Origin of the sequence: Arthrobacter silvisoli (assembly GCF_003369445.1) — a bacterium.
Taxonomy (GTDB): Bacteria; Actinomycetota; Actinomycetes; order Actinomycetales; family Micrococcaceae; genus Arthrobacter; species Arthrobacter silvisoli.
Genome location: NZ_QRCU01000018.1, coordinates 1 through 19,002, shown reverse-complemented (window position 1 = coordinate 19,002; position 19,002 = coordinate 1). Strand labels below are relative to the sequence as shown.

The following is a 19,002-nucleotide window of genomic DNA, read 5'->3' as shown; positions in this document are numbered from 1 at the left end:
GGCCGACAAGGCAGCGGACCGGACCCGCACGATCAACCGTCTCAAGGCGCAGCTCCTCGGAGTGGTCCTTGTCCTGGGAACGCTGCGGATCCGGGCGGCTGAATTCGCCACCTCACGAAGGAGCGCCCACAGGGTCCCTCTCGATGTGCCCATCAAGGTTGCCGGGGTCCCGGGACAACTGGTGGATTTCTCCATGGGTGGCGCCGCAGTACAGGTAGGGGCCGAGGCGCTCCGCGACGCCGGGGCCGCCCCCTGGCACTACCAGGAGCCGAACCGATTTCCTTGGAGATTGTTCGGGTCTGGATGAGTTCCAAGGAAACCTTCACCGCGTCGCTGCGTGTCCTCGACAGGGACTGGGACCCATAACGCGGGTTCGCGCTATGGCTTGTTCCACACCCCGGACGGGGTGCTGCCCGGATTCCCTGCGGGTGTTCCCGCCGTCCCAACCCGAGAGTCTCCATAAGCGAACACAACACCCAAGAAACCGTGGCTTGGCCCGAATCTGAGATGAAGCCTGTCCACGGCCCGTGAGGCCGGCATCGTCCAATCGAGTCTGCTGTCATAAGTCAATCGATTGGCAGGCAGATACCTACCCCTCTGGTCTGCGGAGCCTCATCGCCTACGATGGCGGATCCCGGGGCAACGGGATCTGCATCTCGTGACCGGCGCGGCGCGGCGGCCTCAGTACCCGAGCGACGCGGCCGAGGCCCGCAGCGCTTCCGCCGACCGCGCGAGGTGCGCGAGTTCGCCGTCGTCCATAGGGACCTCAAGGACGCGCCGCACACCGCCCTCCCCCACGACGGACGGCAGGCTCAAGGCGACGCCGCTGATCCCATACGGACCGTCGAGGACCGTGGAAACGGGAAGCACCGCGTCTTCACGCCCGAGCACAGCCTCGATGATGCGTGCCGCGGATAGCCCGATCGCGTAGTTGGTCGCGCCTTTTCCCGCGATCACACGATACGCCGCGTGCGCCACCTCGCGGGCCAGATCGTCGAGTGCGTCCGGTGTGAAGGGCATCGGGCCGTCGGGCGCGGTCCAGTCCTTGAGCGGCACCCCGCCAATGCTCGCATTGGTCCACAGGGGGAACTCCGTGTCGCCGTGCTCGCCGACGATGTGCGCGTGGACCGACGACGGCGAGACGCCCGCCTTGTCGGCGACGAGCCACCGCAGCCGGGAAGTGTCAAGCACCGTGCCCGAGGCGAAGACGCGCCCGGCCGGCAGACCCGAGATGCGCTGCGCCACGACGGTGAGCACGTCGCACGGGTTGGTGACGAGCATGTAGACGGCGTCTGGCGCTTGATCGAGGAGCCTTGGGAGCAGGTCCTCCAGGATGCGCGCGTTCGTCCCCGCCAGCTCGAGGCGGGTCTGGCCCGGCTTCTGCTTCGCCCCGGCCGTGATCACGACGACGTCGGCCCCCGACGCCAGCGCGACATCCGTCCCGCCGGTAACACTCGACGCGCCCGTGAACTGGGTTCCGTGGGCGAGGTCGAGCACCTCAGCCTCGACCTTGGGCGCGTCGATGTCGTAGAGAACAATCTCACGAGCAGATCCGCGGATGAGCGCGGCGTACACCGTCGAGCTCCCGACAGCGCCCGCGCCGACCACAACGAGTTTTCCAGCATGACCCACGGCGTACCCCCTGGCACGTGGCCACCCCCACCGGCAGCCGACAAACCCAGCCTAACGGCCCCCTCTGTCCATGAACATCAGTAGACCGTGGCATCAGAGGGGGCGGAAGGGACCAAGGCCCGGTCGACGGCCGTGACGCGCGGTGCGCCCACCGATCCGCGATCATGGTGATCATGGCTTGGCTGGACGGCCTCCCCTTCGACCCGATCGCCCCGCTTCTGGCGAGCGGGCACCCGGCCGTGCGCTACTGGGCGATCCGGGAGCTGCTCCCGGGCTCCGCGAGCCCGCCTAGGGAGGCGCTCTGGGGCCCTCCGGTCCCACGCCGGATCGTGCGACGCCAGGGAGCGGGCGGGGCGTGGACCTACCCCGGGACGGCAGCCCCGGGCCCGGACGGACTACGACCTGCTGGAGACCTACCGGCAGCTCGGTTTCCTCGTGGAGACGTTCGGGCTCACGCGCGACACCCGGCCCTCGCCGCGACCGACGGGCGACGGCGTCAACGACGCCCCGGCCTTGAAGCAGGCCGAAGTGGGGATCGCCGTCGAGGGCGCCACTGACGTGGCCAAGGCCGCTGCCGGGGCGGTCCTGGCCCGCGGAGGACATCGTGGCACTTGTCAAGGAGAACCGCAGGATCCACCGGCGTTCACTCACCTATGCCCTGAATGTGAGCGTGAAGAAGCTTGGGGTGCCGCTTCTGCTCGCGCTGGGTTTTCCGCCTGGAAGTCGTTCATCTTCACGCCTCTGCTGATGGCACTCTCTCTCCTGCTGGCAAATGATGTGGTCAGCGAATTCGGTACGCAGGTGCTGGCCATTCGGCGTGAATCTTTTTACTGTGAGTGCGTGCGCGGGCGTATCGAAGCCGACTATCTGGTGGTCGGCGCGGGGACAGCGGGGATGGTCTTCACCGACCGGATCCTCGCGCATTCGGATGCCACGGTTGCGATCGTCGATCGTCGGCACGCACCCGGCGGGCACTGGCAGGACGCATATCCGTTCGTTCGGCTGCACCAGCCCGCGAACCTCTACGGCGTCGAATCCGTGCCATTCGGAGCCGACAGGCGCGACGTCAGCGGCACGAACGCAGGCATGTACGAGTTGGCCGGCCCGAGCGAGATCTGCGCGCATTTCGAAGAGGCGATGACGCGGGTCTTCCTGCCGACCGGTCGTGTGGTCTACCTGCCCGAGTGCGAGTTCGTTGACGAGGGTCGGATCGTCTCCCGCCTGGACGGCCGCACCGTGCCCGTCACCGTGCGCCGCCGCGTGGTGGATGCGAGGTACCTCGAGGGCCGCATCCCCGCCACCTCCGCCCCGCCGTTCGCCGTGGCCGAGGGAGTCCGCTGCATCCCCACCGGTGGGCTCGCCCGACTCGCCCACCCGGCCGGACACTTCACGGTGATCGGCGCGGGAAAGACCGCCCTCGACACGTGTGTGTGGCTTCTCGAGCGGGGTGTGGACCCCGCCGACCTCACGTGGATCAAACCGCGCGAGGGATGGTGGCCGAATCGACGCTACCTGCAGCCGCACGACCTCGTCGTCGACCAGTACATCGCGAACGCCGCACAGATCGAGGCCATGGCCCAAGCGACGACGGTTGACGAACTCTTCGCACGGCTCGACGAACAGGGAATCCTGCTGCGGGTCGATCCCTCGGTGCCGCCCACGATGTTCCACGGCGCGATCGTCGGAGAAGCCGAGATCGCCCTCCTCCGGCGAATCGAGGATGTGGTCCGCCTCGGTCACGTGCGTACTGTCGAGCGCGACCGCATCATCCTCGACGACGGCATCATCCCCACGACACGCGACACGCTGCACCTCCACTGCGCGGCGCCGGGGCTCGTCCGGCCGCCACTTCGTCCGATCTTCGAGCCCGGCCGCATCACGCTTCAGCCGATGTTCTGGGGCACCGTCTCGTTCCAGTACGCGATGCTTGGCGTCGTCGAAGCCGAACTCCACGACGACGGCCAGAAGAACGAGCTGTGCCGCCCGCTGCACCTCTGGGATCGGAATGTCGACTTCCTCATCGCCTACTCCGCGCTGATGGCGAACGCCCGGGCTCGCGGCCAGCATCCGGCCGTGTCCGCCTGGTCGCGCACGAGCCGGCTGTATCCTTTCGCCGAGCTGGAGCGCTACGCCGACGACCCACGCCTCCCCGAGGCTCGCGAGCGCAGCCGAGCCCATGCCGCCGGAGCGCTCTCCAACCTCCCCCGCCTCATCGCCTCGGCGTGACCCGGCCATCGGCGGCCGGCTGGCAACTGGGGACTCTTCTGCACGGCCCTTGCGGCGAATCTCCGCTCCTGCGAGTTTCACCGCGAAAGGCGTTCCCCTAGCCGCCCGCCAGGTGTAGGCCACCCCGGCCCACCCAATAAAGGCGGAACGAGGAACCACATAACCCCAGCTCAGCAGGCGGAGCGCCCACCAGCCATGGCACTGACCCCGCCACCCCACACACCTGGATAGGCTCAGCGGCAGCCAAGCCGGAGACCGCACCCGTAGCGTCAGAGGCACGCCAGCGCAAGGCTGTAAACGCGTTAAAAGCAAAAGCCCCTCTTGCGAGGGGTCATGCTGTGCCCGAGGTGGGACTCGAACCGGGTTCCAGCCCCCGGAAACACAGGGAACTTCCGAAAACATGCCGAGTACGGGCCAGTCCGGCCAATGTACGGCTCGGTCCGGCAGACAAAGTGTGCACATTGTGCACACACCTAGTTCTCCAGTTCATGGAACTAACGCCAACTTGCCGCGCTGCGCATCGGCGGGGCGCGGTTCTTCATTTTCAGTACGATAAGGGACCGACCGGAGGGTCCACACCGCCGCAACCGAGGAATAGATTAACTCGCTGCGGGATATCTGCGCAGCCCGCGCGCCAATCTTCGTCTCTTGGGTCTTCACAGCGCCCCTCCCCCTTCGACCCTTTCGACTTCAGTAGATTAAGGTTCCCTGCAGGACCTCTTCGGCTAGGGTGTAGACGGCCCCTGATCATGCAAACGACTGCTGAAAACCACTCAGACTGGCTGAAGACATGTGTCGCTGTCCATGGCATTGACTACCGCTGTCGTGTCGAACGTAATCTCGACAGCAATAGCGAACCACAACTCGAGCGAATCTCAAGCGGGCGGGTGGGGGAAGCCCCACCCACCCGCTTTTGTCTTGTTCCGTTTCGTTAATCGGCGTCGGTTGGTTGTTCGCTGCGGAGGACGGCGAGGGTGTTGTCGGCGGCAAGCACAGCCATGGCGGTGCGAGTTTCGACGGTGCATCAACCACAATTACGCTGCGGAACACCACCGGCAGCCGAGTCGGCCCAACGCTCACTGCCTTCCCGGCTCACCTCGGCGGTCGCATGCAGAGCGGGTCAACTACAGCGTTGTTCCCGAGATCTTCCATTCCTCGGCTCGGAAGTTCAAACTAGGCTCACCGCACAGTTTCCCCCGGCACCGAGTTTCCGGGTCCCGTTCAGAAGTATTCGGCCGCAACCTGTGGATTCAAGATCCGGAGGTGACAACGATGGGTTTCCGAGCCCCCCACCCTGCCCGGCGGGGGATGGCGTCGGTCGAGACCGGCGCTGATCTGGCCAGGCATCCCCGGACGGCATCGCCGCTCGAGGACCCGGTGAGTTGGAGTCTCCCGGAACGCACAGACCCGTAGCGGCCCATTGGCTGGTTGGCACCAGCCCACAGCACCCCCACTGCAGGAGAAACTAATGATCGCCAGACGCCCGCGCGACGCCGCACTATTTACTATGCTGCTGGCCGCGCTCATGCTCAACATGTCCGGAGCCTCCGCGGCAACACTCAGCCCCCTGGTCGTCGCGAGCGGGGCCAGCCCGTTCTCGGGTTGCACACTGGGCTCCGCACCCGGCGCCGTAAACTCCCCGAACGCTGAGGTTGAGCCATGGGTCGCCGTCAACCCGGCCAACTCCAACAACATCATCGGCGCGTGGCAGCAGGACCGCTGGTCCGACGGCGGCGCACGTGGCCTTGTAGCCGGTTACTCGATGGACGGTGGCTCGACCTGGAATGAGGTAGCCCAGCCCTTTTCGGCCTGCGCGGCGGGCGGACCTTCCCGCTACAACCGCGCCTCGGACCCGTGGGTTTCGATAGGGCCGGACGGCACGGCATACTCGGTATCCATCTCGTTCCAAGGCATAGGCCTCGACAATGCCGTTCTCGCCTCCACCTCGCACGACGGCGGAGCAACATGGACTGCGCCGAAGACCCTGATCGAAGACCTCGGCTCTCCTCAGTTCTTCAACGACAAGGAGTCCGTCACTGCTGACCCGTCAATCCCGGGCACGGCCTACGCGGTATGGGACCGGTTGGTCTCACCGACCGACAACCCGAGGGCCACGGCCCATGCGGCCGCCTACGCGGGACCGACTCTCTTCTCCAAGACGACTGACTCGGGCGCGACGTGGAGTTCACCGACGGTCATCGTGCCCACCGCCAACAAGCAGCAGACCATCGGCAACCAGATCGTCGTCGGCCCTGACGGCACGCTCTACAACTTCTTCGACCTCATCCTGGGCACGGGCAAGAACGGTGTCGACAAACTGCACGGGCTCAACGTGGCCTACACCAAGTCCACGGACCGGGGCGCCAGCTGGACGGCACCACAGGTCATCGCGAAGCTCAACACCGTTGGCGTCACCGACCCGAACACGGGGGCGCCCGTCCGGACCGGAGACATCATCCCGGAGCCGGCTGTCGACCCGGTCACCGGGCAGTTGTACGTCGTGTGGCAGGACTCACGGTTCAACGGCGGGCGCTTTGACGAGGTCGCAATCTCGACGTCGACCAATGGCGGCGCGACCTGGAGCGCGCCGGCGCGGGCCAACACGCCGAAGGGCGTCCCTGCCTTCACTCCGAGCGTTCGCGTTGCCGGTGGGAAGGTGGGCATCACGTACTACGACTTCCGGAACCTCACCATCGGGAACACTGACACGCTGCCTACGGACTACTGGTTCACCGCGTCCCCAGTTGGCGCTATTGCGTTCGGGGGCGAGACGCACGTGTACGGCCCGTTCGACATGATGACCGCCCCCGTGGCTCGCGGGTTCTTCGTGGGCGACTACGCCGGCCTGGCCTCCGTTGGCTCGTCCTTCGCTTCGCTCTCCGTACGGGCCAATGACGCGAACACCTCCAACAGGACCGACACCGTATTCACCGCCATCACACCATAGGCTAACCACTCGCAGCCGAGTAGGAAGGGCTCCCAAGGGGAGCCCTTCCTACTCCGCGAACGCAGCCTGGCCATCGCATGAGCAGCGGAGACCTCAACGCCACACAAGTCCCCGCCCTCCTCTAGGAACCCAGCCGACTACGCCGACAAGACCGCTAACGACGCCGTCCCCCAAGTAAATGGCCTCGGACTACGACCTCTCCCCTGACTGGCTCAACTCCAACGCTGCAGCCACATGGTCCTCTCGCTCTAATACCCGCGAAATGAGCACCCGGGACATCGGCTCCCACCTTGAAGAGATCTACGGCACCAAGGTCTCGGCCTGGCCGATCTCACGGGCCACGGACGTCATCGCCCACGAAGTCGCCCGACAGCAGAACCGGCCCTCGGAGTCGGTCCGACTCGACGCTGTCGCCCCCCGGATTCTGGGATCCGCCCGAACAAAACCAGGTCAATACCGGGATTCGACCACACTTTAGCGGCGGGCTCGCCGGTCAGGCTCTTAACTGCGCAAGCCGCGCCCCTGTTAGGTAATACTCCGTGGCGTCGCACAAAATGGTCCAGAAGACATTGAGGGAACGCTTGGCCAGCGCGATCATCGCCCGGATATTCGATTTTCCTCCGACACACTGGCGGTCATAACAGCCACAGGAGGCGTGCCTCACTGTGGTCTCTCTACCGGAATCTCCGGGAGTCGTCCGCCACCGCCGCAAGCGCCAGCCAGGACGCCGCCCCTCACGTGGTTCCGAACAGGAGACCAAACGACACACTGGCCCATCGGAATTGCGGAAATGCGGAATCTTCTTCCCACAGGGCCTGCATCAAAATCCAGAGAGGCCGGTACAGTCCATCCTCGTTTGAACGACGATGCGCACCGACGCTTTAGGGCAGGATGGAAACCTTCACCGAGCCACCCGAGGGATTACCCACGAGGTCGATTGCGGTTTGGAACTCGGCAAGGGGGAATTGATGGCTGCAGATCCCGTCCATTGGCAGTTCCCCGCTCTCGAGCATTTTGATGGCCGCGGGCCAGCAGTGAGGTCCGAGGTGGGCGCCGAGGATGTCCAGTTCCTTGTCATCGCCGATGATTGACCAGTCGACGCTGACTTCGGATCCGAAGACGGAGTACTCCACGTAGGTACCGAGCTTGCGCAGGAGATTCAGGCCTTGGGCGACCGCGGCGGGGTGCCCGGTGCCTTCGAGGTATACGTCCGCTCCGTATCCGTCTGTAAGGTCCTTGACGATCTTCACTGCGTCGTCCCTGCCGACGTTGATAATGAGGTCGGCTCCGCACCTCCGCGCAAGCGCCAGTTTCTCGTCGGACATATCCAGGGCGATCACCTTGATGGGGTTTTTGGCGCGTGCACCCGCGATCATACCGAGCCCGATCGGGCCGCAGCCAGCGACGACGACGACGTCGTCGAACTGGATGTTTGCGCGTTCGACTGCATGCAGGGCGCAGGAGAGCGGTTCGGCGAAGGCTGCGTGCTGAGGTGGAATGGAGGCGGAGACCCTGTGGGCGCGGGCCCGGGCCGGCACCAGAACGTAGTGGGCCATGGCTCCGTTGAATCCGCGGAACCCGAACATCTCGTGTGGAGCACACATCCAATACTGGCCGCGGCGGCAGTAACGGCACTCCTCGCAGGGAACGATCTGCTCGCAGACGATCCTGTCGCCGATACTCATTCGGCGCTGGACGGTGGCGTTCTGGTCGGCGGCCACCACTGTACCGACGAACTCGTGGCCGGGTATGATCCCTCGCTGCGCCCACGCCGGCCGGTTTTCGTCTCCCCAGAACTTAGGGGCTCCGTGATAGCACTTAACGTCGCTTGCGCAGACTCCGACGGCTTCCACACGGATGAGCATTTCCCCAGGTCCTGGCGAGGGCACAGGTACGTCCTCGAGGGTGTAATTCTCAGGACCGTGGCAGACCACGGCCGCCATGGACTTGGGCAGCGCGGCATCAGCGGCGGCGGTCTGGGCAAGGCTTGTCACAGAATTTATCCTTTCGGGTACCGCCCGGTTCAGGAACGGGCGGGGTGTGCCACTACGACGGGCACGCCTTGAGCTTCGAGGCGGCGGATGTCGTCCGGCCTGGTCTTGGCGTCAACGATGACTGCGTCGAAGTCCGCCAGTGGCGCCAGGGCATAGAGGGCCCGCTTGTCGAATTTGGTATGGTCGGCCAGCAGGATCCGTTTGGCCGACGAATCGAACATGGCCCGCTTGATGTCTACCGTCGCCTGGCTTTGGAAGAAGCAGGTATCGTCCGTGATGGCGGCCGTGGACATGATGTAGACGTCAGCTCGGAGCTTCCGGATGGCCTCCGTTGTCATTCCGCCCATGAACGAACTGCACCAGTTGTAGTACGAACCACCGAGGGCGATCAAGGAGATGCCCCGGACACCTTTTAGTTCTTCGAGGATGGTGAAGACGTTGGTGATCACGGTAAGGGGGGCGCGCAAGGGCAGCAGCTTCGCCACTTGCAGGACGGTTGTCGAATCGTCGAGGAATACGGCTTGCCCGGGTTCCAGGAAGTCCAGGGCGCTGTGGGCAATGTCCTTCTTGGCCTCCTGCTGCTGACCGGCCCGGTAAACATCACTGGACTCCACCAGACTTGATGAAAGTGCTGTGGCCATTCCCCGGGATTTTCGTAGCAGGCCGCGAGCCTCCAACTCGTCCAGGTCCCGGTGAACCGTCATCTGGCTGGTGCCGAAGCGCTCAGCCAACTGTTCGATCCGCACTGCCCCCTCGGCCATCACCATCTCGGATATGGCCCGTTGCCGCTCCTGCTGACGGGACAGCCTGCCCACGTGATTCGTCGCTTCAGCATTCATTTGGGCCCTCCTGATTTTCCTTTCTTACTGCCCCACGGCTTAGACCATGGCCTGGGTGGCCTCATCGATCACGTCCGCCAGTGCTTCTATGCGGTGTGCGAATCTGCCGAGAAAGAGTCCGTTGACGCCTCCACCCAGTTCGGTCAGCAGGCCAGGACCGGCGCTTCCACCGTATATCACCCGCCCTTCGCCATAGCCGCGCTCAGCAAGCCATTCGCGCACCCTCTGGCAGACCCCAAGGATGTGCTCGGTGCTCGCCGGCTCCTCCGCACCGATGGCCCAGACAGGCTCGTAGGCGACCACGAACCGGGCCGAACGGGCACGTTCCTCGCTGCCCACGAGGGCTGAGGCCAGCTGGGCCAGGCAAGCTTCGGCCGCCGACTCCGCAGATCCGCGCTGAATCTCACCGACGCAGATAACGGGTGTCAGGCCGTTGCGGAGCCCTGCTACCGTTTTGGCCCTGACGATCTCGTCGGATTCTTCGAAGAGTTGCCGCCGCTCGGCATGACCGATTTCGACATACGTGCAGCCGACTTCTCTGAGGCTGAGGCCACTGACTTCTCCGGTATATGGCCCCCGGTCCTCCCAATGGAGGTCCTGCGCACCGAGTTGGACCGGGCTGTCAGCGAAGACCTTGCTGGCCAAGGCCAGGGAAGGGAAGCTGGGCAGGACGAACAGGGAGACGCTCCCCCTCTGCACCGCAGGATGCTCCCGCGCCAGCTGGGCTACCTGCCGGCACCAGTCCATCGTCTCCCGGTGGCTGAAGTAGAGCTTCAAACTGATCCCCAGGAGGGTCGGTCCTGCGGCAGCCGTCATCCGCCCTGGCCGTGCATGCAATACGGATTCCTCAGCCATCGCTGTCGGCTTCATAATCATTCATGAGCTTCACCTTCGCCGCCGACGGCGAGGACTCATCGAAACGGTAGGTCAACCACTCGCGGGTGAGACGGCGAGCCAGCTCAAGCCCGATGACCCTCTGGCCAAAGGTGAGCACCTGGGCGTTGTTGCTCAGCACCGACCGCTCAACGGAATAGCTGTCGTGAGCGGTGACTGCGCGGATCCCCTCCACCTTGTTGGCCGCGATCGCCACGCCAAGCCCGGTTCCGCAGACCAGGAGAGCCCGGTCCGCTTTGCCGGCGGCGATCAGTTCCGCCGCGCCGATGGCGATGGTCGGATAAGGCGTAGTGCCGTTTTCATCGACTCCGACATCCGTGACGGATTCAACCAGGTCGTTCTTCTCAAGATCGGCCTTCAGTGCGTTCTTATAGGCCAGTCCTGCATCGTCACTTCCGACGACGATGCGCAGCTTCTCAGTCATTGATGCTCTCTTTCGTGGTGAGCCGGTCTGCGACCGTGCGGATAATCAAGGCCATCGAGACCGCTCCTGCATCCGGCGTGCCGAGGCTCTTCTCGGCCAGCGGCCGGGCGCGGCCCATTTTGGGAATGAGTGTGGCAGTCGCATCAGCGGATTCTTGTGCAACGACGGCTGCATCGCTCCAGGCCGCTGACAGGGGCTTGCCGGCTGCAACCTCGTGGCCAAGCGCCTCGGCGAACGGCACGAGGACATCTACCAAGGTCTTGTCGCCCAACTGGGCCTTGCCGAACTCCATGATCTTTCGTCCGGCGTCCCTGATGGCGCCTGCCACTGCAGGTGCCGAAGGAGCGTCCTGGTCACCGAGGCGTTCACCCAGCGTGTTCAGGATCATTCCCCAGAGGGCTCCCGATGTGCCCCCGGCCCGGTGAGCCCAGGCATCTCCCGAGAAGACCAGGAGGGTTCGCGCACCGGCACCCCGGTTCAAGGCTTCTGCGGCTGCCTCCACTGCGGCGGCGGCTCCGCGCTGCATACCAATGCCGTGGTCTCCGTCGCCAGCGACCGAGTCGATCCGCCCGAGTTCCTCGACGTTGGCGTCTATCACGTTCTTGACAGCTTGGAGGATGTCATGAACACGCGCTGCTACGCGGCGGGATGTCTCCGACGAGGGCGGAAGGGCCTCCCGTGTGGGCTCCTGGGCGGTCACCGGGACCACGGCAGCCTCGTCAGCCTCCTCGACCGCTCCCTTGCGGTACGCCGGGGTGCTCGCCGGGGCCTTCCAGTAGTGTTCGAGTTCATCGTTCAGCCACAGCAGGCTGAGAGATACGCCTGCCATTTGGAAACTGGTCACCATTTCCCCGATTTCGGGGTCGACCACGGTGATGCCTGCTTCCTCAAGCAATTCGGCGATCCTCCGGTAAACGACGAACAATTCCTCGGACTTCACAGCACCGAGGCCGTTCAGGATCAGGCCGACCCGGCTGCCGCGCGGTTCCTGGACTGCTTCCTCCAGCAGGGAGCAAACCAGGAGTTCTGCCGCCTGATCAGCTGTCGGCAGGTCCTCTTCGCGGATACCCGGCTCGCCGTGGATGCCCATCCCGACTGCCATCTTTCCCTCGGGAACCGTGAACAGCGCAGCCGTGGAGCCCGGCAGCGTGCAGCCTGAGAAGGCGATACCGAAGGACCGGGTCCGGCTGTTGGCCAGAGCTGCCATGCGGGAGACCTCGTCCAGGTCATGGCCTGCGTCAGCGCAGGCACCTGCGACCTTGAACACGGCCAGGTCGCCGGCGATGCCGCGGCGTTTGTGGCTTTCAGAAGCAGGTGCGCTGGAGATATCGTCAGTCACGGCGACCGTGACGGTCCGGATGCCTTCTGCGATGAGGCGTTCCTGGGCCTGGTTGAAGTTCAGGACGTCCCCGGCATAGTTGCCGTAGGTGAGGAGCACTCCTCCCCCTGCCTGCGCTGCCTTGGCCACAGCGTGTACCTGCTGGGCCGAGGGAGATGCGAAGATGTTTCCCATCGCAGCCCCGTGCGCCATGCCTGGGCCGACCAGTCCGGCGAACGCGGGGTAGTGTCCGGACCCTCCGCCGGTGATCACGGCGACGGTGCCGGGCTTGGGTGTGGCCGCACGGACCACTCCTCCGGGGACTTGCCGGACCCAACGCGGATAGGCGGCGGCGAAGCCGGCAGTGAGCTCATCTGCGAAGTCCGAGGGATTGTTGTAAAGATATGCCATGTGAACGGTCTCCTTGGCCGTGGAATCGGCCGGCCGGGCGGGGCCGCCCGCGCGCTGTGTCGCGGGCGGCCGCCTGTGTACTACGAAAGGGTGAAAGCCGAGGTGTACTTGGAGATGTTGTCCTTGTTGACCAGAGAACAGTCGAAGGCCTGCTTCTCCGTGTCGACGCCCGTCTTGCCCGTCTTGATGAACTCATCGGCTTCCTGGACGGCCTTCTTCGCGAAAGCGACCACTGGCTGCAGAACGGTGTAGGAGAGTTCGCCGGCCTTCACCGAATCGGCCGCGTCGGGCGCCCCGTCGAAACCGCCGACCTTGACTGTGGCGAGCTTGCCTGCTTCCTTGAGGGCGGCGATCGCGCCGAGGGCCATCTGGTCGTTGCCGGCGAGGACGCCCTGGATGTCAGGGTTGGCCTGGAGCATGGTCTGCATCTTGTCGTGGCCCTGCTTCTGGTCCCAGTTCGCCACCTCGGTGGCCACCAGCTTCATGTCCGGGACCTGCGAGAGGACGGTCGCGTAGCCGTTCGACCTGGTCGCTGCGTTGTTGTCCGACGGCGCCCCCTTCAGTTCGACATATTTGCCCTTGCCGCCCATGGCCTTGACGAACTCCTGGGCACCGAGGGCCGCGCCCTGGGCGTTGTTGGACACGAGCTGTCCCTTGGCGAGGCCCTGCTGGTTGATTTCTGCGTTGATCGTGAAAACAGGGATCCCGGCGTTGACGGCCTTCTGGACGGCTCCGACCGACCCATCGGCATTCGCCGGATCGATAAGGATGGCCGCCGACTTGTTGGTGATCGCGGCGTCGACCAGATCGCTCTCGGTTTTGGTGTCACCCTTGTGGCTTGTCACGGTGACCTGGTAGCCGAGCTTCTCGCCCTCGGCCTTCGCGGCGTCACCTTCGGTTTTCCAGTACGGGTTGGCCGGGTCGTTGACGATCACGGTAAGGACTTTGCTGCCCCCCGAGCCTCCGGAGGCTGATCCTGTGGACCCCTGGCCCGGGGAGCCTCCACAGGCCGAGAGTGCGAAGATGGCCACGCCGGCAGCGGCGGCGACTGCAGCTTTACGGAACATGATGATCCCTTTCATTAAGAATTGAGCAAAGAGTGTGGATGGATGTTGTGTTTAGGCGGTGGGTGCAGGGGTATTTTCGAAGCCGTTGCTCAGCTTGGAGGTCTGGCCGCTGCCTGGGGTATTGCCCGGTTTGATGCGCTTGGTGCGGTATTCAATGCGGTTGAGCATGACGGCGACGACGATGACGGCTCCCTTGAAGACCATCTGCCAGTACTCGGAGACACCAACGATCACCAGGCCGTCGGAGAGGAAGCCGATCACGAACGCGCCCAGGAGCACGCCGCGGATGTTGCCGCGGCCGCCGGAGAGGGCAGCGCCGCCGATGACAACGGCGGCGATTGCCGTGAGTTCGAAGGAGTTGCCGGCAGTCGGGTTCGCCGAGGTCAGTTCTGAGGCGACGATCACCCCTGCGATGCTGGCGCAGATGCCGGATATGACGTAGATCCGGACCTTGACTTGTTTGACCGGGATGCCCGACAGTTCCGCGGCGCGTTCATTGCCGCCCGATGCGTAGAGCCAGCGGCCGAAGGGGCTGCGGCTAAGCACGACGGCGGCGATGGCAGCGATTACGATCATGAACAGGACGCCGACCGGAATGCCGAGAACCCTGTTGAAGCCGAACCAGTCGAAGCCTGTGTTGCCCAGGGTCGCCTCGCCACGCAGGTTGGGGTAGGTCAGACCCCCTGTGATGAGGAGGGCGGCTCCGCGCACGACGTAGAGCGTGCCGAGCGTGGCGACGAACGGGGCGACGCCGAAGCGGGAGACCAGCGTGCCGTTGATCCAGCCGACGAAAGCTCCCACGGCGACAGCGGCGACGACGCATACCCATGCCGCCGGGTAGAAGGCGATCCCGAGCGCCGGGATGTTTACTCCTTGAAGGAGGAAGCCCGCGATAACGCCGGAGAGGCCTACGGTGGAGCCCACCGAGAGGTCAATGCCGCCATTGAGGATGACCATGAGCATGCCGACGGCCAGTATCGCGAAGATGGCAACGTGGGAGGACATGGTCAGGAGGTTGTTGACCGTGAAGTAGTTGGGAGAGAGGAAAGAGAAGGCCACGATGATGACGATGAGGGCGATGAATGCCCGGCCTTCGAGAAGCAGCCGTGGGATGTCCAGGCCGCCGCTGAAGCGGGCGGCCTTGGTGCCCGCGGGAGCTGACGTGGTGCTCATGTCTAGTGTCCGTTCATGGTGGATGCGGTGGCGGATTCCCCGGAGGCCGCCATGACTTGCTCTTTGGTGGTTGTTGCGGCGTCGAACTCGGCGGATATTCTGCCCTTGCTCATAACGATCACGCGGTTGGCGACGCCGAAGCATTCGTTGACCTCGGACGTTGAATAGACGACGGCCAGACCCTGCTCGGCAAGTTCGCTGAGGAGATTGAAGACCTCCGTTTTCGCGCCGATGTCGATGCCGCGGCTTGGCTCATCGAGCAGGATGACTTTCGGGTTGGTCGCCAGCATCTTTCCGATGACGACCTTCTGCTGGTTGCCGCCGCTGAGGGAGCCGATCGCAGCCCCCGGTCCGGCGGTTTTCACGCGGACGTCACCGATACCTTTTTGCACGAGCTTTGCCTCGGCCGAGGGCGAGAGGAACAACCCCTTGACGAAGGTGCCGATGCTTGCGAGGGAGAGGTTCCTTCCGACCGACATGGTCTGCACAAGCCCGTCCCGCTGCCGGTCCTCCGGGACAAGGGTCAGGCCCCACTTGATTCGCTGTGCGATGGTCATGCCTGCCAGGTCGCGGTCGTGGACGACGATCCGGCCGCCCGCCAGCGGGACACGTCCCGCGGCGGCCTCCAACATCTCGGTGCGGCCGGCGCCCATGAGCCCGTAGATACAGACGATTTCGCCCGTCCGGACCCTGATCGAGACGCCCTTCACCGAAAGCCGCTCGGGGTTGGAGGGGTCGGCGACCTTGGCCCCGTCAATTTCCAGGGCGACATCTCCGAATTCCACCGCAGGCGGCGTGCCGAGATCGAAGTTGCGACCGACCATGTTGCCCACGATCCAGTCGAGGCTGACGTCCTTGGTTTCGGCCTGGGCCACGATCTCGCCGTCGCGCAGAACCACGGCGTGGTCGCAGATCTCCATCGCCTCTTCGAGGTGATGCGAGATGTAGACGATGGACACCCCGTGGGCGGTCAGGTCCCGGATGACCTTGAACAGCACGTCGACCTCGGCGGCGCTCAGTGCCGACGTCGGCTCGTCCATGATGAGGATTCTGGCCTCAGTGGAGAGAGCCCGGGCGATCTCCACGATCTGCTGCTGGCCCAGGCGGAGGTCGGCCAGGAGCGTGTCCGGGTCGATCTTTTCCTGGAGCCGATCCATAAGCTGCTCGACGACCTTCGATTCGGCCTTGTAGTCAACACCTCCGGTCTTGCCGACGATCTCGCGTCCCATGAAGATGTTGTCCCGCACGGTGAGGTTGGCGCACAGGCTAAGTTCCTGGTGAATGATCGAAATACCCTTGTCGCGGGCCTCGACCGTGTTGGCAAACTCGACCGGCTCGCCCCGCAATTCAAGGCGGCCCGTCGTGGGACTCTCGATGCCCGACAGGATCTTCATCAGGGTGGACTTGCCAGCCCCGTTTTCGCCGAAGAGGCCGACAACCCGTCCCTCCAGTACTTCGAAGTCGACACCCTTGAGCGCCTGCGTGCCGCCATAGCGCTTTGTAACTTCCTTCGCCTTGAGGATGGGATATCCAATGGCAGTGGTGCTCTCGGTGCTCATCACTTCACTTCAATCTTCACGGGGGTGACGACGAGGGAGGTGGGGTTGATCGGCTGGAAAGCGCCGACCACGCTCACCTGCTTGCCTTCGATCGTCGTCTTGTCCAAGTTCGCCAAGACAAGCTTCTTGACTTGGTTGTTCAATTCCGCGCCGACGTTCTGGTAGTCGATCTGGTTCTTGAACTGTGAGAAATCAACCTTGCCCGTCGCATCACGGATCGCAGTCCCGTTGACCGCCGGACCTGTCTGGACGAAGATCTTGACGTCGGCCGGAGCGCCCGGGATAGTGACCTGCATCAGGCCATTGGCGTCGGGTTTGGTGGCCGTCCCAGTGAATTTCACCGAGTAGACCGGCGTGGAACTGCCGGTGGCAACGCCATACTGCTTGGCTGCCGCTGCAGGATCTGCCTTGATGGCGTTGACAACCGTGGCCAGGTCGCTGGCGCGTTTGTCAATGTCCGGGGCGATCTCTGACTCGTATTTCTCCTGCGCATAGGACGCCGGGCTGAACGTGCTCGGGGCGGCCTTTGTCGCCTGGTCGCCAAAGAAGAACCTGGTGTTGACGATCATGAGCACGAGGAGAACGAGCAAGGCTGCCGGAACGATAAGCTTCTTCGGCTCAATCCTCGACGAAGCAACGACCGCATTGGATCGTGCGCTGGGGGTACTGACGTTAGACATGTTTTTCTGCCTTGACCTCAGAGGACGACGGATTCGGTGGCGTTCGGCCGGATTTGCAGCTTCCGGCCCGTGCCCTTGCGGAACATCTCCAGCGCGTCGCTGTAGTCGTCGAGGCTGAAGGCGTGGCTGATCATGGGCTGGCTCTTGATCGCGCCGGCCTCGAACATCTCAACAGCCCGGCCGAAAGTGTTCAACACGGCCATTGTCCCCACGATGTTCAGCTCGTCCCGGTAGACGCGGAAGGGAGAGTAGTTTGCCTTGGCCTCAGCAGGGGCGACGCCGAAGTGCTGGAAAGTGCCGCCGGCCTTGACCCTCGGGAGCCCGTCCTCTATCGCCCGGATGACGCCGGTGCAGTCGATGACTACGTCCCACTGGCCGCGGTCGGCCTCGTCGGCCGAGCGGTGGACGTTCTCGATACCAACCTCGCGGGCGGCCTCGAGCCGGCTTTCGTTCAGGTCAACGATGGTAACGCTCGCAGCCCCTGCCCTCGGAGCCAACTGGGCCATGAGCAGTCCCATGGTCCCTGACCCGTACACCAGGTAATGCTCACCCATCTTGCGGGGCATGATGTCGTAGCCGCGGATCGCGCACGCCAGAGGCTCGATGAGAGCAGCCTGGTGCAGATCCGTCTCCGGACGCAGCTTGTACACGTTACCGACAGGCGCCTTGAGGAATTGAGCCGCTGCACCGTCGCTCGCCACGACACCGAGGCCGTTCCACTCCCGGCAGAGGTTGCCCTTGCCATTGAGGCAAAACTCACACTCGCCGCACGTCGTGCTCGGATTCACCGCGACGTGATCGCCGACGCTGAACTTCGTCACGTCCCGGCCGACGGCGACTACAGTTCCGGAGGCCTCATGGCCGGGGATCAGAGGAAAAACGGTGCCTTCGAATTCACCGTCAAAGACGTGCGTGTCTGTGCCGCAGATACCCACGGCCGCGACCTCAATCACAACGTCTTTCGGCCCCGGAGTAGGGTCGGGAAGTTCTGTCAGGGCGAGCTTTCCGGGCTCTTCGAAAACAATTGCGCGCATCAGCGTTGACGCTCCTGTTCGGACTGAAGGCAGGGCCGCAGTCGGGCCCGATGCCATGCTCTGGATGGATTTGAGATAGCTGTACCACGTGCCAATCAATATGTGATCTTGTGGCCTAGCTGTGTTATAAATCAAGTTAGCTGTGATGCAGGACACTGTCAATGCAGTGAGCAAAATATCCTTCACGGACTCCCGAAAGTCCTCCAAATCCAACCACAGGTGCGATGCATGCGCAGGTCGGAGCATCACCTTACCGTCAACGCGTTCCTAACATGAAAAGTGAGAATGAGTGGCCAATGGCCACGAATTCCAAACCAAAATCCAACGCCGCACTGTGCCGCGACGTCCCCTTCTAATCGACTAACCACCAACATCGTCCCGGCGCCCATGGCGCCAACCAGCCAACCAATAGAGAGAGAGCCCGTCGTGCCACATTTGGAAGAGCAAGAACTGACTTGGACCAGCCTGGACCAGCGTGCAGTGGACACCGTGCGTGTCCTGGCCGCCGACGCCGTGGAGAAGGTGGGCAATGGCCACCCCGGCACGGCGATGAGCCTGGCACCGGCGGCATACCTGCTGTTCCAGAAGCTGATGCGCCACGACCCCAAGGACCCGGACTGGATCGGCCGCGACCGTTTCATCCTCTCCCCCGGCCACAGCTCGCTGACCCTGTACATCCAGCTGTTCCTCTCCGGCTACGGCCTGGAGCTGAAGGACCTGCAGGCGCTGCGTACCTGGGGCGCGCTGACCCCGGGCCACCCGGAGTACAAGCACACTCCGGGGGTGGAGATCACCACCGGCCCG

At 64.1% G+C, this 19,002-nt stretch carries 14 protein-coding genes and 1 pseudogene; 4 read left to right on the top strand and 11 right to left on the bottom strand.

All coding sequences use genetic code 11. The features are described 5' to 3' along the window. Nucleotides 1–681: 681 nt before the first annotated feature. Nucleotides 682–1,632: an L-lactate dehydrogenase gene (locus DWV11_RS04035; protein WP_115787608.1), complete on the bottom strand. Its 951-nt coding sequence runs from the start codon at nucleotides 1,630–1,632 to the stop codon at nucleotides 682–684. Between the two features lie 747 nt (nucleotides 1,633–2,379). On the opposite strand from DWV11_RS04035, the gene DWV11_RS20225 reads away from it, so the two are divergent. The 3 genes from DWV11_RS20225 to DWV11_RS04015 all read left to right on the top strand — a co-directional run bounded on the left by DWV11_RS20225 (nucleotide 2,380) and on the right by DWV11_RS04015 (nucleotide 7,283). Then, nucleotides 2,380–3,858: an NAD(P)-binding protein gene (locus tag DWV11_RS20225; RefSeq protein ID WP_210725665.1), complete on the top strand. Its 1,479-nt coding sequence runs from the start codon at nucleotides 2,380–2,382 to the stop codon at nucleotides 3,856–3,858. 1,468 nt (nucleotides 3,859–5,326) lie between these two features. After that, the gene (locus tag DWV11_RS04020; RefSeq protein ID WP_210725664.1) at nucleotides 5,327–6,805 is read left to right on the top strand and encodes a sialidase family protein; all 1,479 of its coding nucleotides are present in this window, start codon (nucleotides 5,327–5,329) and stop codon (nucleotides 6,803–6,805) included. Between the two features lie 262 nt (nucleotides 6,806–7,067). Beyond that, nucleotides 7,068–7,283 carry a transposase gene (locus DWV11_RS04015; RefSeq protein ID WP_168404558.1) on the top strand — a complete coding sequence of 72 codons (216 nt, stop codon included), beginning with the start codon at nucleotides 7,068–7,070 and terminating at the stop codon, nucleotides 7,281–7,283. 403 nt (nucleotides 7,284–7,686) lie between these two features. On the opposite strand, the gene DWV11_RS04010 is transcribed toward DWV11_RS04015, so the two are convergent. The 10 genes from DWV11_RS04010 to DWV11_RS03965 form a co-directional block, all read right to left on the bottom strand. After that, a complete protein-coding gene (locus DWV11_RS04010) occupies nucleotides 7,687–8,799 on the bottom strand; it encodes an alcohol dehydrogenase catalytic domain-containing protein (protein WP_342767705.1) in 1,113 nt (370 codons plus the stop codon). A 29-nt stretch (nucleotides 8,800–8,828) separates the two neighbouring features. Further along, on the bottom strand, nucleotides 8,829–9,638 hold the full coding sequence (locus tag DWV11_RS04005) for a DeoR/GlpR family DNA-binding transcription regulator (RefSeq protein ID WP_115787606.1): 810 nt from the start codon (nucleotides 9,636–9,638) through the stop codon (nucleotides 8,829–8,831). Between the two features lie 39 nt (nucleotides 9,639–9,677). Continuing rightward, entirely contained in the window at nucleotides 9,678–10,514 is an 837-nt protein-coding gene (locus tag DWV11_RS04000) for a triose-phosphate isomerase family protein (protein WP_245953418.1), read from the bottom strand. Next, nucleotides 10,486–10,956: a ribose-5-phosphate isomerase gene (locus tag DWV11_RS03995; protein WP_115787604.1), complete on the bottom strand. Its 471-nt coding sequence runs from the start codon at nucleotides 10,954–10,956 to the stop codon at nucleotides 10,486–10,488. The genes DWV11_RS04000 and DWV11_RS03995 overlap by 29 nt, the downstream gene beginning before the upstream one ends. After that, nucleotides 10,949–12,685: a dihydroxyacetone kinase family protein gene (locus tag DWV11_RS03990; RefSeq protein ID WP_115787603.1), complete on the bottom strand. Its 1,737-nt coding sequence runs from the start codon at nucleotides 12,683–12,685 to the stop codon at nucleotides 10,949–10,951. The genes DWV11_RS03995 and DWV11_RS03990 overlap by 8 nt, the downstream gene beginning before the upstream one ends. 80 nt (nucleotides 12,686–12,765) lie before the next feature. Continuing rightward, the gene (locus DWV11_RS03985; protein ID WP_115787602.1) at nucleotides 12,766–13,752 is read right to left on the bottom strand and encodes a D-ribose ABC transporter substrate-binding protein; all 987 of its coding nucleotides are present in this window, start codon (nucleotides 13,750–13,752) and stop codon (nucleotides 12,766–12,768) included. Between the two features lie 51 nt (nucleotides 13,753–13,803). Next, nucleotides 13,804–14,925 carry an ABC transporter permease gene (locus tag DWV11_RS03980; RefSeq protein WP_115787601.1) on the bottom strand — a complete coding sequence of 374 codons (1,122 nt, stop codon included), beginning with the start codon at nucleotides 14,923–14,925 and terminating at the stop codon, nucleotides 13,804–13,806. Between the two features lie 2 nt (nucleotides 14,926–14,927). Further along, complete coding sequence (locus tag DWV11_RS03975; RefSeq protein ID WP_115787600.1) at nucleotides 14,928–16,484, bottom strand: sugar ABC transporter ATP-binding protein; 1,557 nt, start codon at nucleotides 16,482–16,484, stop codon at nucleotides 14,928–14,930. Next, complete coding sequence (locus DWV11_RS03970) at nucleotides 16,484–17,053, bottom strand: DUF2291 domain-containing protein (RefSeq protein WP_168404556.1); 570 nt, start codon at nucleotides 17,051–17,053, stop codon at nucleotides 16,484–16,486. Before DWV11_RS03970 ends, DWV11_RS03975 begins: the two co-directional genes overlap by 1 nt. Before the next feature lie 128 nt (nucleotides 17,054–17,181). Continuing rightward, entirely contained in the window at nucleotides 17,182–18,198 is a 1,017-nt protein-coding gene (locus DWV11_RS03965) for a zinc-dependent alcohol dehydrogenase family protein (protein ID WP_115787598.1), read from the bottom strand. Nucleotides 18,199–18,585: 387 nt separating this feature from the next. On the opposite strand from DWV11_RS03965, the pseudogene DWV11_RS03960 reads away from it, so the two are divergent. Then, nucleotides 18,586–19,002, top strand: a pseudogene (locus DWV11_RS03960) (transketolase); the annotation flags it as partial.

Coding starts and splice junctions, on each gene's coding strand:
- DWV11_RS03990 (WP_115787603.1), bottom strand. CDS start 12,685: ATGGCATATCTTTACAACAATCCCTCGGACTTCGCAGATGAGCTCACT.
- DWV11_RS20225 (WP_210725665.1), top strand. CDS start 2,380: ATGGCACTCTCTCTCCTGCTGGCAAATGATGTGGTCAGCGAATTCGGT.
- DWV11_RS03965 (WP_115787598.1), bottom strand. CDS start 18,198: ATGCGCGCAATTGTTTTCGAAGAGCCCGGAAAGCTCGCCCTGACAGAA.
- DWV11_RS04020 (WP_210725664.1), top strand. CDS start 5,327: ATGATCGCCAGACGCCCGCGCGACGCCGCACTATTTACTATGCTGCTG.
- DWV11_RS03980 (WP_115787601.1), bottom strand. CDS start 14,925: ATGAGCACCACGTCAGCTCCCGCGGGCACCAAGGCCGCCCGCTTCAGC.
- DWV11_RS04015 (WP_168404558.1), top strand. CDS start 7,068: ATGAGCACCCGGGACATCGGCTCCCACCTTGAAGAGATCTACGGCACC.
- DWV11_RS03985 (WP_115787602.1), bottom strand. CDS start 13,752: ATGTTCCGTAAAGCTGCAGTCGCCGCCGCTGCCGGCGTGGCCATCTTC.
- DWV11_RS03970 (WP_168404556.1), bottom strand. CDS start 17,053: ATGATCGTCAACACCAGGTTCTTCTTTGGCGACCAGGCGACAAAGGCC.
- DWV11_RS04005 (WP_115787606.1), bottom strand. CDS start 9,638: ATGAATGCTGAAGCGACGAATCACGTGGGCAGGCTGTCCCGTCAGCAG.
- DWV11_RS03995 (WP_115787604.1), bottom strand. CDS start 10,956: ATGACTGAGAAGCTGCGCATCGTCGTCGGAAGTGACGATGCAGGACTG.
- DWV11_RS03975 (WP_115787600.1), bottom strand. CDS start 16,484: ATGAGCACCGAGAGCACCACTGCCATTGGATATCCCATCCTCAAGGCG.
- DWV11_RS04000 (WP_245953418.1), bottom strand. CDS start 10,514: ATGATTATGAAGCCGACAGCGATGGCTGAGGAATCCGTATTGCATGCA.